The sequence below is a fragment of the Rhodococcus sp. MH15 genome (assembly GCF_019266045.1).
Lineage (GTDB): Bacteria > Actinomycetota > Actinomycetes > Mycobacteriales > Mycobacteriaceae > Rhodococcus_F > Rhodococcus_F qingshengii.
Window position 1 is genome coordinate 1103428 of the sequence record NZ_LPNP01000080.1, and the last position, 18877, is coordinate 1122304.

Below are 18877 nucleotides of genomic sequence, written 5' to 3' on the forward strand. Positions count from 1 at the left end.
CGACGTTCCGGGGATCAAGCGGTCTTGATCGACCAGATCAGCAGTCCCTGTTCGCTTCCCTCACCGACGGCGAGGTGGATTTCGACGCCGACGAGTTGCTTGACGGGATCGCTCGAAGACTCGACCGTCACTGCCAGGGCCTCGCCGGGCTCGAAGACTCGGGGCTCACCGGTCTGGTTGCCGTCGGCATCCTCGTAGACGGCGAGCAGTGCCCACTGCGCATCCGAGACGTCCGTCGACAACGACAGCTGCAGCGGGTAGCCCGCTGGAACGTCGAGTGCGTAGATGTCGCCCACCTGGGCGCACTGGGACAGGTCGATGGTGCAGAAACCGGCAGGGTTCGTTTCGATCGTCTTGCCGTGTGCGTATGCAGTGATGACCGGCAGCTTGTCGGGGTCGTCATTGATGTTCTTGATGATCACGAAAAGAACGGAGACGTAAGCAACCAGTGCCACCACCATCAGGACACTGATCGCTGCCACGATCTTCTTTGTTCTCGAGCGCATCATCACTGCGGAGTACTTCCTTGTCCTCGGTTGGATTTACCGGTGTAAATCACTTCGGTCACTTCTTGTTCGGCCAGATCGGGTCGCTTCCCGCCGAGGCCGGGCAGGAGGCTGCTTCCTCGGTAGCTCAGGAAGGTCTGCAGAAGCCCGATCGTCAGGAACACCGATACAACAGTGAACCCGATCCAGTATTCGGTCGGAAGCAGAACCCCCAATGCGCCGCCGAGTACCCAGCTCAGCTGCAGAACCGTCTCGGATCTACCGAATCCGGACGCGATCGATTCCTCGGGCAGGTCGTGCTGGAGTGACGCGTCGAGTGAGACCTTGGCGAGCGCGCTGGCGGCCGATGCGATGAGCGTGGCAAGCGCGGCCGTCATGAGGTTGTCCGTCAGAGCTGCGATCACCGCGATGATCCACACCGACGCAGTACACCGGAGCACGATCAAGGCAGGCCGGCCGAGCTTGAGGCGCGCACCCGTGGCATTTCCGGCGAAGTTACCCAGACCGGCTGCTGCGCCGACCAGGCCGAGCATCATGGCCTGCTGGAGCGGCTCGTGATCGGTGCGTGATTTGGCGACGAACGCGATGTAGAGCGTCAGGAAGCCGGTGAGCACGCGAATGGTGCCGTTGCCCCAGAGTCCGATGATCACGGCGCGTCCGAGAGGCTGACGGACCTTGGCAGGTTTGGCGTCCGGCTGCGGTGGGGCGCTGCCGGCGTGATGCGCTTCGTCCGGGTGGTAGGTGATGGTCGCGGGTACCTCACCCTCGGTGACCTCGACCCACGACGGGATTCGCATGCTCAGATATGCGCCGAACACGGTGACGGCGACCGCGAACCACAAGGCGCCGGTGGAACCGAAAGCGAGCGCGAGCGCACCTGCGACCGCGCCGGCCCCGATCGTTCCACCGATCAGCCCGAAGACCGTCAGACGCGAATTCACGCGCACCAGGTCTATTTCCGGTGGTAAGACACGTGGTGTCACTGCACTCTTGAGCACCGAGAACGATTTACTGAGCACCATCATGCCGAGCGCGGCCGGATAGAGGATCCAACTGTCGAAGTTGAAGACCAGGATCACCGCGAGGAGCGTCCGGATTCCGAACGACGACGCGAGTGCGATGCGGCGTCCGCGCTGCAACCGGTCGAGCATGGGGCCGATGAGCGGTGCGATGACCGCGAACGGTGCGATCGTGATCAGGAGATAGAGCGCGACCTTGGTCTTGTCCTCGCCCGTCGCCGCCGAGAAGAACAGGGTGTTGGCCAGAGCGACGGAGATCGCCGCGTCGGTCGCGTTGTTCGTCATCACCGCGTAGGTGAGAGCGGTCAGACCGGACTTGTCCGCGCCGTCGGCCTTCGCCGCGCGCTGGAAGGTCGCGATGCCCTTGTTCGTCAGTTCGCGGCTGCGCATCGCTGCGACGCGAGTGACGGTGAGCTTGCGAGGCATCGGTGGAGCCTTGGGAGCGTCCGCCCCCGGCGTCTTCGAACCGGCCGCGGATTCGGAGTCTCCCCGCGATTCGGGGATCGGATGCAGCGGTGGCAAAGGCGTGCGACGGGCAGCGGGACGGGCCGAAGGTGGGTAATTGTCCGGGCGGGCCGCGGGTGGGTAATTGTCGTAACCGGGGTGCACCTGTTGCCCCTCCGGCTCGTCGTGGATTCGCCGAGTTTCGGGGTCGTAGGGTTCGCGCGGTCCGGTCACCACTCAATTCTGTCCTAGTGTCGGCGCGGCTACCACGCACACCCCTGCGAGTCCTGTGTCATGTCGGACTCAGTTAACAAAACGGACTTCGAACATCTGCGGCCAATACTTGCCGGTGAGCAGGAATCGATCGGTACCGGGAATCTGCGCGATGCCGTTGAGAACGTCGACGGTGCTGGTCGATCCGTCCGCGACGAGTTCTTCGCGTAGCGGCGAAGCGTCGTACACGTTCGTGACGCTGCCGTCCGACGGATCGATTCGGACGACGGTGTCCGTGGTCCAGACATTGGCGTAGACGGAGCCGTCTTCGGCGCATTCCAATTCGTTCAGCTTGCCGACGGACTCCGAAGATCTGGTGACGTCGACGGTCGAGATCGACGCGAAGGTTTCGGGATCGCGAAAGGTCAACGTGGCCGAACCGTCGCTCGAGACCAGCCGATCCCCGAGCGAACAGATTCCCCATCCCTCGGTGTCGAGTGGGAACCGCCCTCGTTCGGTCAAGGTGTCCTTGTCACGGGCGATGGCAACGCCGTCTTTCCAGGTGAGTTGCCACAGTGTGTCTCCGGCAACCGTGATGCCCTCACCGAACAACGGCGGGTCGAGATCGGCACGCGCAACTTCCGGTCCCGAAGCGGGGGACTGCTCGTCGGAGATCTCGCTCGAGCGCACCCAGGACTGCCCGACGCGTCCGGTGCTTTCGTACAACCGGTTTCCGTCGATCTCGAGGCCCTGCGTGAACGCGTCGGGATCGTGCGCGGACACTCGAACGATCTCGACGGAGCCGGTTTCGGACGTGAGGTTGTCGGGAGCGCCGGGGGAATCGGAGCACCCCGCCAAGGCCGAGGCGATCACGGCGACCACTGCAAAAGTGCGCACGGAATTGGCGTGTGACCTACTCATCTGCCCAGCATGGCAGCCCAGTGCGTTGCGGACTTGCGGTGGTGCGGCAAACTGGAGGAGTGAGTGTTGCTACTTCTCCAGAGCGTGCAGTGCCGCGCCCAGTACTGGCCGATGCGGTCGAGCTTGCCCGAAAGGCAGTCGTCGACCTGCATGAAGGCGGTGTGGGGGCATACCTCGGCGTGACGTCGGAGGACGAATTTGCCGCCACCCATCGATTTGCAGCAGACATTCCGGGATACCGCGGTTGGCAGTGGGCGGTTGTCGTCGCTGCCGGACCGGAGGACACCCACGCCACGATCAGTGAGTTGGCGCTGTTGCCGGGTCCCGACGCGTTGGTTGCGCCGGAATGGCTGCCATGGGATCAGCGGATTCGTCCCGGCGATCTGTCCGTCGGTGACCTACTCGCCCCGCCGGCCGAGGATCCTCGCCTCGTTCCCGGCTACGTCGCCACCGGTGACCCGGAAGTCGACGAGGTAGCTCTCGAAATCGGGCTCGGCCGCAAACAGGTCATGAGCCGCGAGGGCCGACTCGATGCCGCGCAGCGTTGGTTCGACGGTGACTTCGGCCCGGAGTCGGAGATGGCGAAGGCCGCGCCGTCGACGTGTGGACTGTGTGGATTCTTCCTTCCACTCGCCGGTTCGCTGCACGCAGCGTTCGGTGTGTGCGGAAACGAACTCTCCGCAGACGGCCGTGTGGTCAGCGTGTCTTACGGTTGTGGCGCGCACTCGGACACCAGCTTGCCGCTCGGTGCGGGCTCGCCGCAGTTCGACGCATTCGACGACGGGGCCGTCGAGCTGATTGCGGTGCCCGCTCGCCCGTCGAGCGCTGTTGCAGTTGAGGATTCGGTATCCACCGAGTAGAAGATCCGTTCGGTACGGACGCACTCCGCGAGGCGACGCTGCGCGCGTGGTCGGAATCTCCGACGCGATTGCGTGAAGACGCGGCTGCGGAATCCGACCTCGCGAAGGCCGGGTACCGCGACCGTCTGCTCACCGAACTGGCGCAGAACGCTGCCGATGCAGCTGCACGCGAGGGCGTCGAGGGCTCTTTGTGGGTGGACGTGGACGGTCGGACGCTGACGGTGGCGAACACGGGCCGTCCACTGGACGAACCCGGTGTACATGCGCTCACCGCGCTGCGCGCGTCGAACAAGGTCGACGCCGACGAAGGTGTGACGGGACGGTTCGGCGTCGGATTCTCGGCAGTTCTCTCGGTCAGTGACGAGGTGGAACTGCGCTCGTCGACGGGATCGATTCGATTCTCCGCCTCGCACACTCTGCGCGAGATCGAGTCTCGCGAACTCCCCGTGCCGGAAACCGGTGTCCCCGTACTTCGTTTGGTGTGGCCCTCTGGCGAATTGCCGAGCGACGGTGCCGATTCGGAAGTGGTGCTGACGCTTCGGCCGGACGTCGATGCCGCAGCGCTGCTTTCGCAGATGGCACGTGAGGCTGTCGACCTGGTCCTCGAACTCCCAGCTCTCGGATCAATTCGTCTGGGTGAGAAGACTTTTCGGCGATCGGAACGGGTGCTGGATTCCGGCCTCGTCGAGATCGCTATCGGTGATCGCACGTGGTGGCAGTACACCGCGCCGAACGCACGATGGTTGGTGCCCGTCCGCGACGGGGTCGTCGAGCCGGTCGCAGACGACGTCCTGCGGGCGCCGACGCGATCCGACGAGGAACTGTCGATCCCCGCGATCATCATTGCCGACATTGCAATGCAACCCGATCGGCGACGCCTCATGCCCGCTGCACCGATCGCTCCGCTTGCCGAGGGGTACGCGAAGTTCCTTGCTGCACTACCTCCTCGGCAGCGAACGGCACTCGTTCCGATCCCTGCCTTTGCCCGCAGCGAAACCGATTCGCTTCTGCGCGAAGCGCTTCTGAAGGAGCTGCAGGAAAACGAGTGGCTTCCGGTGGTCGGTGAACCCGACCGCGCGCCGCAGCGAGCATCCGTGGTGCCCGGGCTCGGTGATGACCTTGCCGAGTTGCTCACCGATATCATCGGCGGCCTGGTTGTCCCCGAGCTCTCCGGCCCCAAGCACGAGCGAGCACTCGCGGCAGTGTCGACGCACCGCATCGGGCTCGCGCGCATCGCGGAACTGCTCAGCGGTTCGGAACGTGAACCGAAGTGGTGGAATCGACTCTATTCGGCTCTCGAGCCCTTGGTGATCGACACTCTTGCGGTGGAAGAGCTTGGAACACTGCCGGTTCCGCTCTCCGACGGACGGACGGTGACCGGGCCGCGGACCGTCGTCGTCGGCGTCGAACTGGGCGAAGACGCGCCGTCGGTGCAGTGGACGAGGTTGGTTCATCCCGTCGCGGTTCACCCGTTGCTGTCTCGATTGGGAGCGCAGACCGCGAGTGCCACCGACCTGCTGTCCGATCCGGCGCTGCGCGCATTGATCGAAGATGCTGCGGACCAAGATGATTCGGTAGCGACGGAGTTGGCGCAAGTGGTGCTCGGATTGGCGGCCCACGTGGCGCCAGGGGCGCTGCCGTCGTGGATCGGTGAAGTGCTGCTTCCTGATTCGGAAGGCGAATTGCGGTCCGCCGACCAACTTCTGCTTCCGGGAGCTCCCCTTGCAAGCGTCCTGGTCGAGGATTCTCCCTTCGGTATCGTCGACGCTGATTTTGTTCAGCGGGTGGGGGAGCAGGCGCTACGGGTAGTCGGTGTCGGGTGGGGTTTCACGGTGGTCCGTGAGGAATTGCCGTCCGGCCCCGATCACGATCTCGACGCCGAAGACGCATGGTGGGACACCCTCGACGAGGACCCCGAATACATCGAAGCCGTGCGCGATCTCGACCTCGTGGACGAAGACCGCTGGCCGCAGGCGTTGTCGCTGCTGGTCGAGTCGCCGGCGACGCGGGCGCTGCTCACCGACCGTCGTGGATACACGGCGTGGTGGTTGCGTTCGAATGCCGAACTCGGCGGTGAGGTGCTGGGCTTGCTGCGCGCTCCGGGCGATCGCACCTTCGAGGGATTGCTCGATGCTGCCGAACACCCCGACGCCGGATTCTTCTCCGGATTGCTGGCATCGGATACCGTCGACGATCCGGAACTGGCTCAGCTGCTGCTCGATCGGCTTGCCGACCCACTACGGATGCCGGCCTCCGCCGTCGTCGCGCGGACGCACCGACTGCTGGGTGAGGCAGCGCAGCGACGGGTTCTCGACCTGGAGGAACTGCACCTGCCTCCGTTCGTGCGAGGCCTTTCCGGCGATCTGGTCGATCCCGGCGACGCCCTTGTTCTCGACCGACCGTGGCTGGGAGCAGCACTACCTGCACAACGAGTCGTGCTCGGCAGCTTCGAGACAGCTGACGCACTGGCAGATCTGCTCGACGTCGCGACGGTGTCCACGTCAGTCTATGGACGAGTGAGCAGCACCGGCGTCGTGACGACGTGGGCGAACGAACCGCAGGCAGTTCTCGGCTTCGCAGCCCTCGGCCGTGAGGTACCCAGCGGCGAGGTAGTGATCCATCACGAACTGTCGGTGGAACTGACGGGGGCGGTCGAGACGACGGTGATCGTGCCGTGGTGGGTGGACTCGGACGGCGTTCATCACGTGATGCGTACGTGGACTCTGCCGCAAGGAATGTGAGGGCAGATGTCTTTTGATCAGTGGGTACTCGACAGCGCAGTGAGTCAGCGGACGGCGTGGCTCGTGGACGTCGTCGACGTCATCACCGACAGCGGCGGAACCCTCGCGTCGTGGCTGATCGCGACGCTGCTCACGATCGTGCTTCTGGTCCGGGGACTACGCACCGAAGCTCTGCTGATCGCCGGATCGATGTTGACCGGTCTGCTCGTGATGAGCGGATTGAAGCGCATCTTCACGCGAACCCGTCCACCCCTGCCGGAGCGGTTGATCGAAATCGATTCGTATTCGTTCCCGTCGGGCCACGCGATGATGAGCGCGATCCTCGCGACTTCGGTTGCCGCCGTGATCCTTCGTCTTGCCTTGCCGAGGCTCGCGAAGACGGCAATGCTCGCGAGCCTCGGCCTGTACACGATCGCCGTCGGATTCTCCCGCGTCTACCTGGCTGCCCATTGGATGACCGATGTACTGGCAGGTTGGGCGTTCGGGATGATGTGGGCCGGGGTGTGGATCTGGGGAACCGCGCAGATCAGAAAGCGCCGGGCGCTGGTTACTTCGTGAGCTCGGCGAGTAGTTGGCTCGTGGCCCACGGCAAGCTCAGTGCCGAGCTTGCGGTCAAGGCCGCACCGACCTGCGGAGCCTGATCGTCGTTGACGTAGACGACGCGATTGTCCTTGACCACGTCGAGTTGCTGGAAGCCAGGGTTGTTTCGGACCGCCTGTGCGGCATCGGGATTGCCGATGACAACGAGACGGTCCACGTCGAGAAGATCCAGTCGTTCGGTGGAGATCGGCGCGTAGAACTCACCGTTCATCAAGGCCTCGACCGCGGGAGCAGGTTTGAATCCGAGACTGCCGAGAACCCGTCCGCGGGCGTCCTCGGAGGAGAAGGCGTAGAACTCCGGGGTCGCGTCGACGCTGATGATCACCGCGGTCTGGTCTGCAATTTCCGGGTGAGCGCTTCTGGCGTCGGCGAACTGCTTGTCGATATCGGCGACCAACTTCTCGCCGTCGGCTTCGCGACCCACTGCCTTCGCTGCGGTCTTCGTCGTGATCTGCCACGGAGTTGCGTAGTCGCCGTAGGCCGGATCCTTCGCGACGGTCGGGGCGATCGCGGAAAGTGTGCTGTACAGGTCTTTGTCGATGCTCGAGTAGAGCGCGAGGATCAGGTCGGGCTCGAGCGCAGCGATCTTTTCGACGCTGATCGTGGTTTCGGGATTGCTGCCGACGACGGTCGGTTCGGTTCCGCCCCAAGGGCCGGTGACCCATGGCCACGTGCGGTTGACGTCCGGTTCGCCCGGGTACTGGTTGACCATTCCGACGGGCTTGATGCCCAGAGCCAACAGAGCCTGCTCGTCGTTGTAACCGACGGTGACGATCCGTTGTGGTTCGGAATCGATCGTGGTGCTGCCGAAAGCGTGATCGATCGTGACGGGGAAGGCGCCACCACCGGAACTCGACGGACTACTTGCTGCGTCGTCGTTCGAACTGCAGGAGACGAGTGCTGTGCCGACCAGGGCGACCACAGCAACGGATGTCAGTCTCGTCCAACGTCCTCGGCTTTTCCAACGATTTCGGTGGGAGATCTTCACGGCTACGTGGTTCCTTTCAGCATTGACAAGCTAAGACCGACACTGGAGTGAAGGGTAGGCTTACCACGCTGAAAGGGTGAATCGACCTGCTCAGTCGACCAGACCGGCGCCCTGCTGTGCGCCCTTGTCACCGCGCACAGCTGCGCGTCGTTGAATGGAGAACAGAGCGAAGCCGAGGAAGCCGACTCCGATACCCGCGTAACAGATCGGGAGTGCATCCGACCAACGATCGCCGCTCACCGCGACCACGATCGTGGCGATCACCCACAACGCGGTGCCGATGATCAGTGCCGGCGCGGGTGCGGACAATTTGCCGATCAGGCCTGTTGTGTTGCGAGTCTCCGTCACAAAATTAACGCTACCCGTACCCCGGTGGCCTACTCTCCCTAGTGCGACCGGCTTCATGTGCGCCGGCACACGGCGACCTACAGCGATGGGGAAAGAACAAACATGGCGGCACCCGGCAAGATCCTCGACACCTATTTCAAGATCAGCGAACGAGGGTCGACGATCTCGACCGAGATTCGCGGCGGTGTCGTCACCTTCGTGGCGATGGCCTACATCGTGGTCCTCAACCCCCTGATCCTCGGCAGTTTCTCGGCTGACGACGCTGCAGCGAAGACCGACGTTCTCGGCAACATCCTTCCGGTCAACCAGGTGGCTGCGGTCACCGCTCTGGTTGCCGGCCTGATGAGCATCGTCTTCGGTGTCGTTGCCAACTATCCGTTTGCCATCGCCGCGGGTCTCGGCATCAACAGCCTGCTCGCCGTCACAATCGCACCTCAGGTCACCTGGCCCGAGGCGATGGGCCTGGTGGTCATCGACGGTGTGATCATCGTTCTGTTGGCACTCACCGGTTTCCGAACTGCGGTGTTCAATGCGATTCCCTCGGCATTGAAGTCCGCGATCGCGGCCGGTATCGGCATGTTCATCGCCTTCATCGGACTGGTCGACGCCGGATTCGTCCGCCGTATCCCCGATGCCGCCGGTACGACTGTTCCCGTCGGACTCGGAATCAACGGCTCCATCGCTTCGTGGCCGACCGTGGTGTTCATCTTCGGTGTGCTGCTCATGGGTGTTCTGGTAGTGCGCAAGGTTCGTGGTGGACTGCTGATCGGCATCGTCGTCACGACGATCCTCGCCGCGATCATCGAGGCAGTTGCCGACGTCGGACCCTCGCTCGGAACCAACCCCAAGGGCTGGAACCTCAGCATCCCCGCGATCCCGGAGATGCTCGGTGGTATGCCTGATCTGAGCCTGGTCGGCGACGTCAGCATCTTCGGCGCATTCACCCGCATCGGTGTTCTGGCCGCCAGCCTGCTTGTCTTCACCCTCGTGCTCGCGAATTTCTTCGACGCCATGGGCACGATGACGGGTCTCGGTAAGGAAGCCGGCCTGACCGACAAGGACGGAAACCTCCCCAACGTCGGTCGCGCGCTTGTCGTCGAAGGCGCGGGCGCGATCGTGGGCGGTGGCGCTTCGGCGTCGTCGAACACCGTGTTCGTGGAATCCGCGTCGGGTATCGCCGAAGGCGCCCGCACGGGCCTGGCAAACGTCGTGACCGGACTGCTCTTCCTCGTCGCGATGTTCCTGACGCCGCTCTACTCCGTCGTGCCGATCGAGGCAGCTGCGCCTGCCCTCGTCGTCGTCGGTGCGCTGATGATCGGGCAGGTCCGAGACATCGATTTCACCAAGTTCTCGGTTGCTCTCCCGGCGTTCCTGACCATGATCGTCATGCCGTTCACCTACTCGATCGCCAACGGCATCGGCGTCGGCTTCATTTCATGGGTGGTCCTGCACGCTGCCAGCGGTGGTATCAAGAAGATCCACCCGTTGCTCTGGATCGTGGCGGCACTTTTTGTGGCCTACTTCACTGTCGGACCCATTACCGACGCCCTTACGTGAAATCAGGGTTGACCGGTATTCGATTACGTGAGCTACCGGCCAGCTCTTGACGTATTGTCTGACGCGTGACCACCGAAACTCGTGCGCTGGCCAGCGATCTTTCCCTGGCTGTAGTGCGTCTCACCAGGCATCTGCGCGGCCGCAGAGTCGACGCTCAGGTATCGCTGACGCAACTGTCCGCCTTGGCGAGCCTGGATCAGTACGGCCCGATGACTCCTGGCGTACTCGCAGCACGTGAGAAAGTGCAGCCGCCGTCGATGACGCGCGTTGTTGCTTCTCTCGCCGAGCTCGGTCTGGTCGAGCGCTCGCCGCATCCCACGGATGGTCGTCAGATCATCGTGAATCTGTCCGACGCCGGGCAGGCGTTGCTCGCGGACGAAACTCATGCGCGTGAGGCGTGGATGAACGAGCAGCTGGCCGGGCTGGGTGGCGAAGAACTCGCGACGCTGCGCGGTGCCGTCGAGATCATCACCGAGATGGTCAACAAGACGGAGTAGCTCCGTGAGTTAGAGGTCGCGTAGCTCCGCTACCTAGAGGTCGTTGCCCAAACGAATTACTCGAGGGGCAAGATAGTGGGGTGCCCCGAGACCCCGATTCCGGCATGTTTGCCGCGCTCCACAACCGCAACTACCGCCTTTGGGCTTCCGGACAGATCGTTTCTCTGGTCGGCACGTGGATGCAACGCATCGCCCAGGACTGGCTGGTACTGACGCTCTCGGACGGCAACGCGCTGGCGGTGGGCATCGTCATGGCCTTGCAGTTCGGCCCGACGCTGTTCTTGTCGGTGTGGGGTGGGGTGCTTGCCGATCGGTACGACAAGCGTCGGATCCTGATCTTCACGCAGTGGGCGAGTGCGGTATGCGCACTCGTGTTGGGCCTGCTGGACGTCGGTGGGCTCGTCGCGTTGTGGCATGTCTTCCTGATTGCCTTTGCCCTCGGCTGTGTCTCGGCGCTCGACGCACCCGTGCGTCAATCGTTCACCATCGAAATGGTGGGCAAGGAACACCTGTCCAACGCCATCGCGCTCAACTCCATGACGTTCAACACGGCCCGCATCGTCGGTCCGGCCATCTCGGGTGTGCTGATCAACCTGATCGGAACAGGGTGGGTGTTCCTGCTCAACGTCGCGACATTCGGTGGGGTGCTCATCGCGCTCTACCTGATGAACAAGAAGGAGTTGATCCCGTCGGAACCGGCCCCGCGCACCAAGGGGCAGGTGCGCGACGGGTTCCGATATGTATGGGGCCGCAAGGACCTTCGCGTGATAATGGTGTCGGTCTTCATGGTCTCGACCTTCGGCCTGAACTTCGCGATCAGCCTGGCGGTGATGGCGCGCAACACGTTCGGCCTCGAGGCCGACGGTTACGGATTGCTGTCCACGACGCTCGCCGTGGGCACCCTTGCCGGCGCTGCGTACGCCGCAAGACGGAAGGAAGCGCCGCGGTTGCGGACGTTCCTCGGTGCCGCCGTGGCTTTCGGTGTGTTCGAGGTCGCGGTGGGATTGATGCCCACCTACGCGTTGGTGGCGCTGATGTTGATCCCCACGGGCGCACTGACGTTGACGTTCACGACGTCCGCGATGAACATCCTGCAGATGTCGGTGCCTTCCGAGATGCGCGGGCGGGTGATGGGTATCTACATGCTCAGTTTCCTCGGTGGCACACCGCTAGGAAGCCCGTTGCTGGGTTGGCTCGCCGACTCCGTGGACCCACGTGCGCCCTTGATCGTGGGCGGAGTGATCTCGCTCGTCTCGGGCACTGTGGCCGGGGTGTACCTGCTACGCAGCGAAGGGCTGAAACTTCGTCTTGCGCGACCCGAAGACGGGGGCAGGCTACCGGTTTTCGTCCTGCGTCCGGTGATCGTATGCGACGCGACCGAACAGGCAGTCGAGGCTAGCCGCGCGCCGTGACCTTCTCACGCTTGGGAAACACCGTGTAGCTCAGGGCGATTGCTCCCCAGATTGCGAGTACCACTGTCAGCTTGCTGATCCATCCGTCGAGGGCTCCAGTACGGGTGGGGTCGTCGACGAGGAAGATGGCCGCGCCGAGAAGTCCGCACGCGACGGCCCAGGCGATCGCGGCTTTGCCGAACTCGCGCCATTCGCGCAGTGCTCGCGCACTCCCGTACTTGGGTGGTGCGACGGGAGCCGGGCCGCCGGCGAATCGGTAGGCGAACCTGGCGTCGGCCCAGGAGATGAGGCTGTGTCCGAACGCGACGGAGAATCCGATGTAGGCCGCGGCAAGCCCATGGGTGAAGTTCGCCTCGCCACCGCCACGAAGATCGAGGGCTGTGGCGACGAGCAGTACGACATCCACCAGGGGCGCGCAGATGAGCAGTGCGGCGCCCAGCGTTTTGCGGCGCAGTAGATAGCGGGCCGCGAGACCTGCGGCGATGAACACCCAGAACATGATTTCGCACGCGATGATCAAGTGGACGATCATGACATCAGCTCATTTCTAGTACGACTGTGTTAGTGATTGAAAACTAGCACAGCTGTGTTAGTTTTGTGAAGTGGTGAAACGTAGCAGTCCGGATGAGCGGCGTGAAGAGATCGCCGAGGCCGTGTGGCGTGTGATCCGTCGAGACGGTGTGGCGAGCGCCAGCGTCCGGGCGGTCGCGGACGAGGCGAAGATGTCGACGGGGTCGCTACGGCACTTCTTCGCGACGCAGTCCGAACTCTTGCTGTTCGCGATGACGCTCGTGACCGTCCGGGTGGAGGAAAGGATTGCCGGCATCGACTTCGATCCCGACATCCGCCGCGCGATCCGTCAGTTCACCGATCAGTTCGTTCCCCTCGACCAAGATCGGCGTGAAGAAATGCAGGTTTGGGAGGCCTTTGCTGCTGCCGCCCAGACCGATTCGGCGTTGACGGCGGTGCGTGACGAGACAGACCGGACCTTGTTCGAGCACTTTCGTTCGTTCGTGGAAGCGGCGCATCGAGCGGGTTTTCTACGGCCGGGTGCCTCGGTCGACATCGAGGCGATGAGATTGCATGCGCTCGCCGACGGGCTCGCGTCGCACGGCGTCGACAATCCCGAGCGAACCAATCCAGAGGTGATCAGCCAGGTGCTCGACGCGCATTTTGTCACGCTGTTGCGTTAGGTCGGGAGTAGTGGTGGGGGCTCGCGGTGCGTACGGCACGATAGACCCGTGGTTCACGTCATCGACATCTCAGATCCCGCCGACCCCCGGCTGGATGACTTTCGCGATCTCAACTCTTCGGATCGGCGCCCCGACCTCCCGGAGGGCAAGGGACTGGTCATCGCCGAGGGAGTGTTCGTCACTCAGCGACTGCTGACTTCGCGGTTCGAGCCGATCAGTCTCCTCGGCGTCGAACGACGGCTCCTGGAGCTCGCTGACGATCTCGACGGTGTGGACGTGCCGTTCTACCGTACGAGCGCCGAAGTGATGGCCGAGGTCGTCGGATTTCACCTCAACCGCGGCGTCCTCGCTGCAGCAGCGCGCCCGGCACCGCTCGCGGTCTCGGACGTGTTGAAGGACGCGAAGACCGTCGTGGTTCTCGAAGGCGTCAACGATCACGAGAATCTCGGCTCGATGTTCCGCAACGCGGCGGGGCTCGGTGTCGATGCAGTTCTGTTCGGGAAGGGTTGTGCCGACCCGCTGTACCGGCGGTCGGTCCGTGTGTCGATGGGGCACGTGCTGCGAGTGCCCTTCGCGCATGTGGCAAAGTGGCCACACGACTTGGATGAGCTGCGTGGCAACGGTTTTCAGCTCATTTCCTTGACTCCGAATCCGGAAGCGGTCACTTTGGCCGAAGCGATGACCGGGGAGAAGGTAGCGCTACTGCTGGGCGCCGAGGGGCCAGGTTTGACCGAACATGCGATGCGGGCCACCGATATTCGTGCCAAGATACCCATGGCGCCCGGCACCGACTCGCTCAACGTCGCGACCGCAGCGGCGATGGCCTTCTACGAACGTGTCAGGACCGGCCGGTGACTCAGGACCGCACGCCCTGGTTCACCGGAATCGCGGTGTCGGTGTTCGCAGCCATGCTCTCGACCAGTGCCGTCGCGGCGTTCTGTGTCGCGCTGGGCAACGTGAACGTGCTCCTGGCGGTTGTCGTCAATGTCATTGCGGTAGGCGGACTTGCGCCGACCGTCTGGCGCTGGCGAGCCGTCCCCGTCTGGCGATGGGTGGTCTACGGCGCGGTAGTCGGCGTACCGCTCGGGTGGATCGCAGCGATAGCCGCGTGAACCTGTGAGGCTGCTCGGCGCTACTTGAAGCCGAAGTACCGAGCGAGGCGGCCGCGCGGCTTGGCCACCGGTGCGTCGTGGATCGGCGGCATGTTTTCGGGCATGGGTACCTCTGTCGGCGCCTGCTCGGGCATCGGCGCGGGGGCTGGGGGTGCAGGTTTGGGTGCCTCGCCGGGTCGGTGAATCTTGAAGCCCCACAGGAGAATCTGCGTTGTGTCGAGTTCGTGTTCTCGCGGCGCGCCGGTGTATCGAAATCCCAGCCACTCGAGGTTGGCGGACTCCGCGAACTGTTGCGGGTGGAACGGAAGTGACTGCGGATCAGGCAGGATCCCGGGCGGGTAACGCAGGGGATGGTTGCCGGCCCAGAATTCCAGTTCCCAGGTCTGTGGGATCCCCAGATTTTCGACGATGTCGATCGGGATGGCACTGAACGAGCGTCGTAGCTCGCCGTCCTCCCACAGTGCAAACGAACCCTGCGCGGTTTCGGGGACGGAGCTGATCAACAGCGTCGAGCCACCCTCTGCCGAAAGGTGCCAGGAATCAGGCAGTTTCGAGGGGACGAAGGTGCTGAGTTCGGAGCTGCAGACGACACTCACTCGACCGTACGCGCCGACGAAGACGTAGCCGGGGCTCACCGTCGCGGCCATCGACAGCGGCTGAGGCCCGAGCGACTCGAACTCCTTGTCCGGGTACAGCGACATGGCGATTTTCAGGGCCTCGGTCTGATCCGGCTGTGGGTACCTGCTCAATTCGGTGCGAGCGTCTGCGCCGCCCAGAAACCAGATCGTCGATACCCGTGCAGCCACCGGCAGCCCTCTCTCCTCAGCCTCGCTCGAAAGAAGAATACTTTCCTTCGGGTCAGCGACCGCTGCTGCGGACCCCGAGGAGTACGTCGTCCCACGAGGGAAGAGCAGGCCGTCCGCGCTTGTCCTTGGTCTGCGTCTGCTGCGGAGCGGTTTTCGGGGTCACATCCGGTGCGGGTTCGGGAACCTCTTCGGTGACGACGGTTTCCGGCTCGACAGCAATCGGTTCGGGCGCCACGATCCGTTCCGCCACCACCGTCCGCTCGGGGACTACTGTGCGCTCGGAAACTGCTGTCCGCTCGGAAACTGCTGCGGGCTCGGGCTCGATCTCCGCCACCGGTTCGACGTCGAATCGGGACAGTTCGAGCTGCTGCGGCTCGTTCGAGACCACCGGTACCAGGCCGCGGAGCGGGCGACCGAAGTCGGGATCGATCAAGTCGAATGCCGCGTCGTCGAGTGCGACGATCGTTCCGCCGTGCGCGTCGGGCTGGTAGCGCCAGTGCGCGGCGTTGGTGGTGCGGCCGGCCTGCCACTGCAACTGCGCGACCCACTGATTGTCCTCGTCGCGCCAGGCATCCCAGGTGGCCTCGTCGATACTGTGGCCGCGGGCGCGGAATGCGTGGGTCACGATTTCGGAGAGGGTGGGAACTGTCGGACCGTTGTCGCGCACCGGGTGTCCGCCCTGCGCCATTTCCGCGGCGCGGGAGCGCTCGAGCAGAACGGGGTACGCAAAGCGCTCGACCTTGCTGATGGGGATCTTCGCTTCTTCGGCGACCTGCTCTACGGAAGCACCGGAACGAATGCGCGCCTGAATTTCGCGGGGACGGAGTTGGCTTTCCATTTCGATCTCAATCTGGCCGAGTCGAGCCACGTCTCCGCGGGAAGCTGCACGAAGTTTGTCATCGGCGGGAAGCCGGAATTTCTGGCCGGTTTCAGCATCTGCGCACACCACATGCGATCCATCGGGTTCAAGTCCGATCACTCGAAGCTCTCGCACATTGACCTCCTTATCGCGCCGGCTCGCGACTTTGCGCCGCGCTCAACTGTAATTCATTCGTGACCATGGACTCGGCAGGACACGCAGGGCGAGATGACCTCGGATCCGCCCACCGGTGTGGTAGCTCACAAGGCCTGGCGCAAACGACGCTCGGCCCCCGACGTCATGCCGGGGGCCGAGCGGTGAAGCAAATGTGAAAATCAGCCGAGCTGAGAAACGACCCAGTCGATGCTCTTGGTGAGAGCGGTGACGTCATCGGGGTCGATGGCCGGGAACATGCCGACGCGCAGCTGGTTGCGGCCGAGCTTGCGGTACGGCTCGGTATCGACGATTCCGTTGGCGCGCAGGATCTTTGCCACCTCGGCAGCGTCGACGTCGTCGTTGAAGTCGATGGTGCCGACAACCTGCGAGCGGTGTGCCGGATCAGCGACGAACGGCGTTGCGAACTCACTGGCCTCGGCCCAGTTGTACAGGCGCGAGGACGAATCCGCGGTGCGAGCGGTAGTCCAGTCGAGGCCGCCGTTGCTGTTCATCCACTCGATCTGGTTGGCGAAGAGCAAGAGGGTGGCCAGGGCCGGGGTGTTGTACGTCTGATCCTTGGAGCTGTTGTCCACGGCGATGGGCAGCGAGAGGAAGTCAGGCGTCCAGCGTCCCGAATCCTTGATCTCCGCGACGCGTTCGAGGGCGGCCGGGCTCATCAGCGCGATCCACAGTCCGCCGTCTGCAGCGAAGCACTTCTGCGGAGCGAAGTAGTAGACGTCGGAATCGGCGACATTGACCGGAAGTCCGCCGGCGCCCGAGGTGGCGTCGATGGCGATCAGTGCGTTCTCCGAACCCGCGGGACGCGAGACGGGGATCGACACACCGGTGGAGGTCTCGTTGTGCGCCCAGCCGATGAGATCGACGGACGGGTCGGAGACCGGCACCGGTGCGCTGCCCGGATCGGCGGAAACGACGATCGGGTCACCGATGAACGGGTTGGCCTTGGCGACCGAAGCGAACTTGGAGCTGAATTCGCCGTTGGTCAGGTGCAGCGACTTCTCGCGGATGAGGCCGAATGCGGCCGCATCCCAGAACGCAGTGGTTCCGCCGTTGCCGAGGACGACCTCGTAGCCCTCGGGCAGTGAGAACAGATCGGCGAGGCCGGAACGAATGCTGGCCACAACGTTCTTGACCGGCTTCTGGCGATGGCTGGTGCCGAACACCGAAGCGCCCACCTCGACCAGGGACTGCAGCTGCTCGGGGCGAACCTTGGAAGGACCGCAGCCGAAGCGTCCGTCGGCGGGCTTGAGGTCGGCGGGGATGATCGGTGTGGAGGTCATCGCTTCTTTCTGTTCCTTCACTTGTGTTCTGTACTACCGTGATTGGCGAATTCGAGCGGGGTACTACGCGTGGCTGATCTGGTCCCAGCCCTCGACCGACTCCGGAGTACGGGGCGCCGGGCCGGTGTAGATGGCGGCCGGGCGTACCAGTTTACCGAGACGCTTCTGCTCGAGGATGTGTGCACACCAGCCGGCGGTGCGGCCACAGGTGAACATGGCAGGCATCATGTGCGCGGGAACCTCGGCGAAGTCGAGGATGACGGCGGCCCAGAACTCGACGTTGGTCTCGATCGCGCGATCGGGACGACGCTCACGCAGTTCTGCCAGTGCAGCCTGCTCGAGAGCTGCGGCAGCCTCGTAGCGGGGAGCGTTGAGGCGCTTGGCCGTGGCGCGGAGCACGCGTGCACGGGGATCTTCGGCGCGGTAGACGCGGTGTCCGAAGCCCATGAGCTTTTCCTTGCGGTCGAGGATTCCCTTGACCAGTGCGCGGGCGTCGCCGGTCTTCTCGGTCTCTTCGATCATCGGAAGAACGCGGGCCGGTGCGCCGCCGTGCAGCGGGCCGGACATCGCGCCGATGGCGCCGGAAAGCGAAGCCGCGACGTCGGCGCCCGTGGAGGCGATGACGCGGGCCGTGAAGGTGGAGGCGTTCATGCCGTGCTCGGCTGCCGAGACCCAGTACGCGTCGATTGCCTCGACGTGTGCCGGATCGGGCTCACCCTTCCAGCGAACCATGAAGCGTTCGGTGACGGTCTTGGCCTCGTCGATGCGGCTCTGCGGGACTGCCGGCTGGTAGATGCCGCGAGCGGACTGCGCGACGTACGACAGCGCCATGACGGATGCGCGGGCGAGCTGGTCGCGGGCGGTCTCGTCATCGATGTCGAGGAGCGGCTGGTAGCCCCAGATGGGAGCCAGCATCGCCAGTCCGGCCTGAACGTCGACACGGACGTCGCCGGTGTGAATGGGGAGGGGGAACGGCTCGGCCGGCGGGAGGCCGGGGCCGAAGCGGCCGTCGACGAGAAGGGCCCATACGTTGCCGAAGGTGACCCTCTGGCCGACCAGGTCTTCGATGTCGACTCCGCGGTAGCGCAGTGCGCCGCCGTCCTTGTCAGGTTCTGCGATATCGCTGGTGAAGGCGACGACGCCTTCGAGTCCGCTCACAAAATCGTCCGGTGTTGCTGCGCTCGCTGCCATTCTCGTGGACTCTCCTCGTTCGAGTGCGCCAGGTCTACAGTCGCACTGCCTCAGCTTCAGTGACTGCGCCTCGGTGCTCGCAGGGATAAGCACGCACCGTGTTTTGTACTGCGCAATCGTCTCGTCCCGATTCGGCGCTGTCGCTGGTGCGGC

General features: G+C 64.0%; 19 protein-coding genes. 9 read left to right on the top strand and 10 right to left on the bottom strand.

Annotated features, from left to right (window positions below; translation table 11 throughout):
• Positions 1–14: 14 nt before the first annotated feature.
• From ATN37_RS28170 to ATN37_RS28180, 3 genes are all read right to left on the bottom strand, one after another.
• Positions 15–482: a DUF2771 domain-containing protein gene (locus ATN37_RS28170; RefSeq protein ID WP_223304425.1), complete on the bottom strand. Its 468-nt coding sequence runs from the start codon at positions 480–482 to the stop codon at positions 15–17.
• Between the two features lie 26 nt (positions 483–508).
• A complete protein-coding gene (locus ATN37_RS28175; protein WP_223304424.1) occupies positions 509–2203 on the bottom strand; it encodes an MFS transporter in 1695 nt (564 codons plus the stop codon).
• A 69-nt stretch (positions 2204–2272) separates the two neighbouring features.
• On the bottom strand, positions 2273–3103 hold the full coding sequence (locus tag ATN37_RS28180; RefSeq protein ID WP_075834166.1) for a glutaminyl-peptide cyclotransferase: 831 nt from the start codon (positions 3101–3103) through the stop codon (positions 2273–2275).
• Positions 3104–3141: 38 nt separating this feature from the next.
• Between ATN37_RS28180 and ATN37_RS28185 the strand changes: the two genes are divergently transcribed.
• The 3 genes from ATN37_RS28185 to ATN37_RS28195 all read left to right on the top strand — a co-directional run bounded on the left by ATN37_RS28185 (position 3142) and on the right by ATN37_RS28195 (position 7262).
• Positions 3142–3963 (top strand): DUF3027 domain-containing protein, encoded by an 822-nt coding sequence (locus tag ATN37_RS28185; protein WP_030535360.1) that lies wholly within the window; start codon positions 3142–3144, stop codon positions 3961–3963.
• Between the two features lie 68 nt (positions 3964–4031).
• Positions 4032–6704: a sacsin N-terminal ATP-binding-like domain-containing protein gene (locus ATN37_RS28190; protein ID WP_218695910.1), complete on the top strand. Its 2673-nt coding sequence runs from the start codon at positions 4032–4034 to the stop codon at positions 6702–6704.
• A gap of 6 nt (positions 6705–6710) precedes the next feature.
• Positions 6711–7262 (top strand): phosphatase PAP2 family protein, encoded by a 552-nt coding sequence (locus ATN37_RS28195; protein ID WP_042921691.1) that lies wholly within the window; start codon positions 6711–6713, stop codon positions 7260–7262.
• Here the strand turns inward: ATN37_RS28195 and ATN37_RS28200 are convergent.
• Positions 7252–8292 (bottom strand): iron-siderophore ABC transporter substrate-binding protein, encoded by a 1041-nt coding sequence (locus tag ATN37_RS28200; RefSeq protein WP_218695912.1) that lies wholly within the window; start codon positions 8290–8292, stop codon positions 7252–7254. The two genes, ATN37_RS28195 and ATN37_RS28200, sit on opposite strands and share 11 nt — an antisense overlap.
• A gap of 90 nt (positions 8293–8382) precedes the next feature.
• Positions 8383–8640, bottom strand: a complete 258-nt coding sequence (locus tag ATN37_RS28205) for a DUF2530 domain-containing protein (RefSeq protein ID WP_007733492.1) — start codon at positions 8638–8640, stop codon at positions 8383–8385.
• 102 nt (positions 8641–8742) lie between these two features.
• Between ATN37_RS28205 and ATN37_RS28210 the strand changes: the two genes are divergently transcribed.
• From ATN37_RS28210 to ATN37_RS28220, 3 genes are all read left to right on the top strand, one after another.
• Complete coding sequence (locus ATN37_RS28210; protein WP_003940242.1) at positions 8743–10197, top strand: NCS2 family permease; 1455 nt, start codon at positions 8743–8745, stop codon at positions 10195–10197.
• A gap of 65 nt (positions 10198–10262) precedes the next feature.
• Positions 10263–10694 carry a MarR family winged helix-turn-helix transcriptional regulator gene (locus tag ATN37_RS28215; RefSeq protein WP_003939901.1) on the top strand — a complete coding sequence of 144 codons (432 nt, stop codon included), beginning with the start codon at positions 10263–10265 and terminating at the stop codon, positions 10692–10694.
• 104 nt (positions 10695–10798) lie between these two features.
• Positions 10799–12106, top strand: a complete 1308-nt coding sequence (locus ATN37_RS28220; protein ID WP_007733487.1) for an MFS transporter — start codon at positions 10799–10801, stop codon at positions 12104–12106.
• Here the strand turns inward: ATN37_RS28220 and ATN37_RS28225 are convergent.
• Complete coding sequence (locus ATN37_RS28225; protein WP_003940103.1) at positions 12090–12638, bottom strand: hypothetical protein; 549 nt, start codon at positions 12636–12638, stop codon at positions 12090–12092. The genes ATN37_RS28220 and ATN37_RS28225 overlap by 17 nt on opposite strands.
• A gap of 70 nt (positions 12639–12708) precedes the next feature.
• Between ATN37_RS28225 and ATN37_RS28230 the strand changes: the two genes are divergently transcribed.
• Genes ATN37_RS28230 through ATN37_RS28240 form a run of 3 tightly spaced genes read left to right on the top strand, consistent with a single transcriptional unit; the run spans position 12709 to position 14411 of the window.
• Positions 12709–13299 carry a TetR/AcrR family transcriptional regulator gene (locus ATN37_RS28230; protein WP_037128521.1) on the top strand — a complete coding sequence of 197 codons (591 nt, stop codon included), beginning with the start codon at positions 12709–12711 and terminating at the stop codon, positions 13297–13299.
• Between the two features lie 48 nt (positions 13300–13347).
• A complete protein-coding gene (locus ATN37_RS28235; protein ID WP_003939731.1) occupies positions 13348–14154 on the top strand; it encodes an RNA methyltransferase in 807 nt (268 codons plus the stop codon).
• Positions 14151–14411 carry a DUF2537 domain-containing protein gene (locus ATN37_RS28240; RefSeq protein ID WP_003940569.1) on the top strand — a complete coding sequence of 87 codons (261 nt, stop codon included), beginning with the start codon at positions 14151–14153 and terminating at the stop codon, positions 14409–14411. The genes ATN37_RS28235 and ATN37_RS28240 overlap by 4 nt, the downstream gene beginning before the upstream one ends.
• 20 nt (positions 14412–14431) lie before the next feature.
• Here ATN37_RS28240 and ATN37_RS28245 read toward each other — a convergent pair whose 3' ends face one another.
• From ATN37_RS28245 to ATN37_RS28260, 4 genes are all read right to left on the bottom strand, one after another.
• On the bottom strand, positions 14432–15217 hold the full coding sequence (locus tag ATN37_RS28245; protein ID WP_042451221.1) for a hypothetical protein: 786 nt from the start codon (positions 15215–15217) through the stop codon (positions 14432–14434).
• A 52-nt stretch (positions 15218–15269) separates the two neighbouring features.
• On the bottom strand, positions 15270–16211 hold the full coding sequence (sepH, locus tag ATN37_RS28250) for a septation protein SepH (RefSeq protein WP_030535368.1): 942 nt from the start codon (positions 16209–16211) through the stop codon (positions 15270–15272).
• A gap of 200 nt (positions 16212–16411) precedes the next feature.
• On the bottom strand, positions 16412–17533 hold the full coding sequence (gene serC / locus ATN37_RS28255) for a phosphoserine transaminase (protein WP_007733484.1): 1122 nt from the start codon (positions 17531–17533) through the stop codon (positions 16412–16414).
• A gap of 63 nt (positions 17534–17596) precedes the next feature.
• The gene (locus ATN37_RS28260; RefSeq protein WP_218695914.1) at positions 17597–18724 is read right to left on the bottom strand and encodes a citrate synthase 2; all 1128 of its coding nucleotides are present in this window, start codon (positions 18722–18724) and stop codon (positions 17597–17599) included.
• Positions 18725–18877: the final 153 nt, after the last annotated feature.

What these genes read in the sequence shown, in the direction of transcription:
- ATN37_RS28260 (WP_218695914.1), bottom strand. Translation starts at nt 18,724, where the DNA reads ATGGCAGCGAGCGCAGCAACACCGGACGATTTTGTGAGCGGACTCGAA.
- ATN37_RS28180 (WP_075834166.1), bottom strand. Translation starts at nt 3,103, where the DNA reads ATGAGTAGGTCACACGCCAATTCCGTGCGCACTTTTGCAGTGGTCGCC.
- ATN37_RS28210 (WP_003940242.1), top strand. Translation starts at nt 8,743, where the DNA reads ATGGCGGCACCCGGCAAGATCCTCGACACCTATTTCAAGATCAGCGAA.
- ATN37_RS28225 (WP_003940103.1), bottom strand. Translation starts at nt 12,638, where the DNA reads ATGATCGTCCACTTGATCATCGCGTGCGAAATCATGTTCTGGGTGTTC.
- serC (WP_007733484.1), bottom strand. Translation starts at nt 17,533, where the DNA reads ATGACCTCCACACCGATCATCCCCGCCGACCTCAAGCCCGCCGACGGA.
- ATN37_RS28195 (WP_042921691.1), top strand. Translation starts at nt 6,711, where the DNA reads ATGTCTTTTGATCAGTGGGTACTCGACAGCGCAGTGAGTCAGCGGACG.
- ATN37_RS28220 (WP_007733487.1), top strand. Translation starts at nt 10,799, where the DNA reads ATGTTTGCCGCGCTCCACAACCGCAACTACCGCCTTTGGGCTTCCGGA.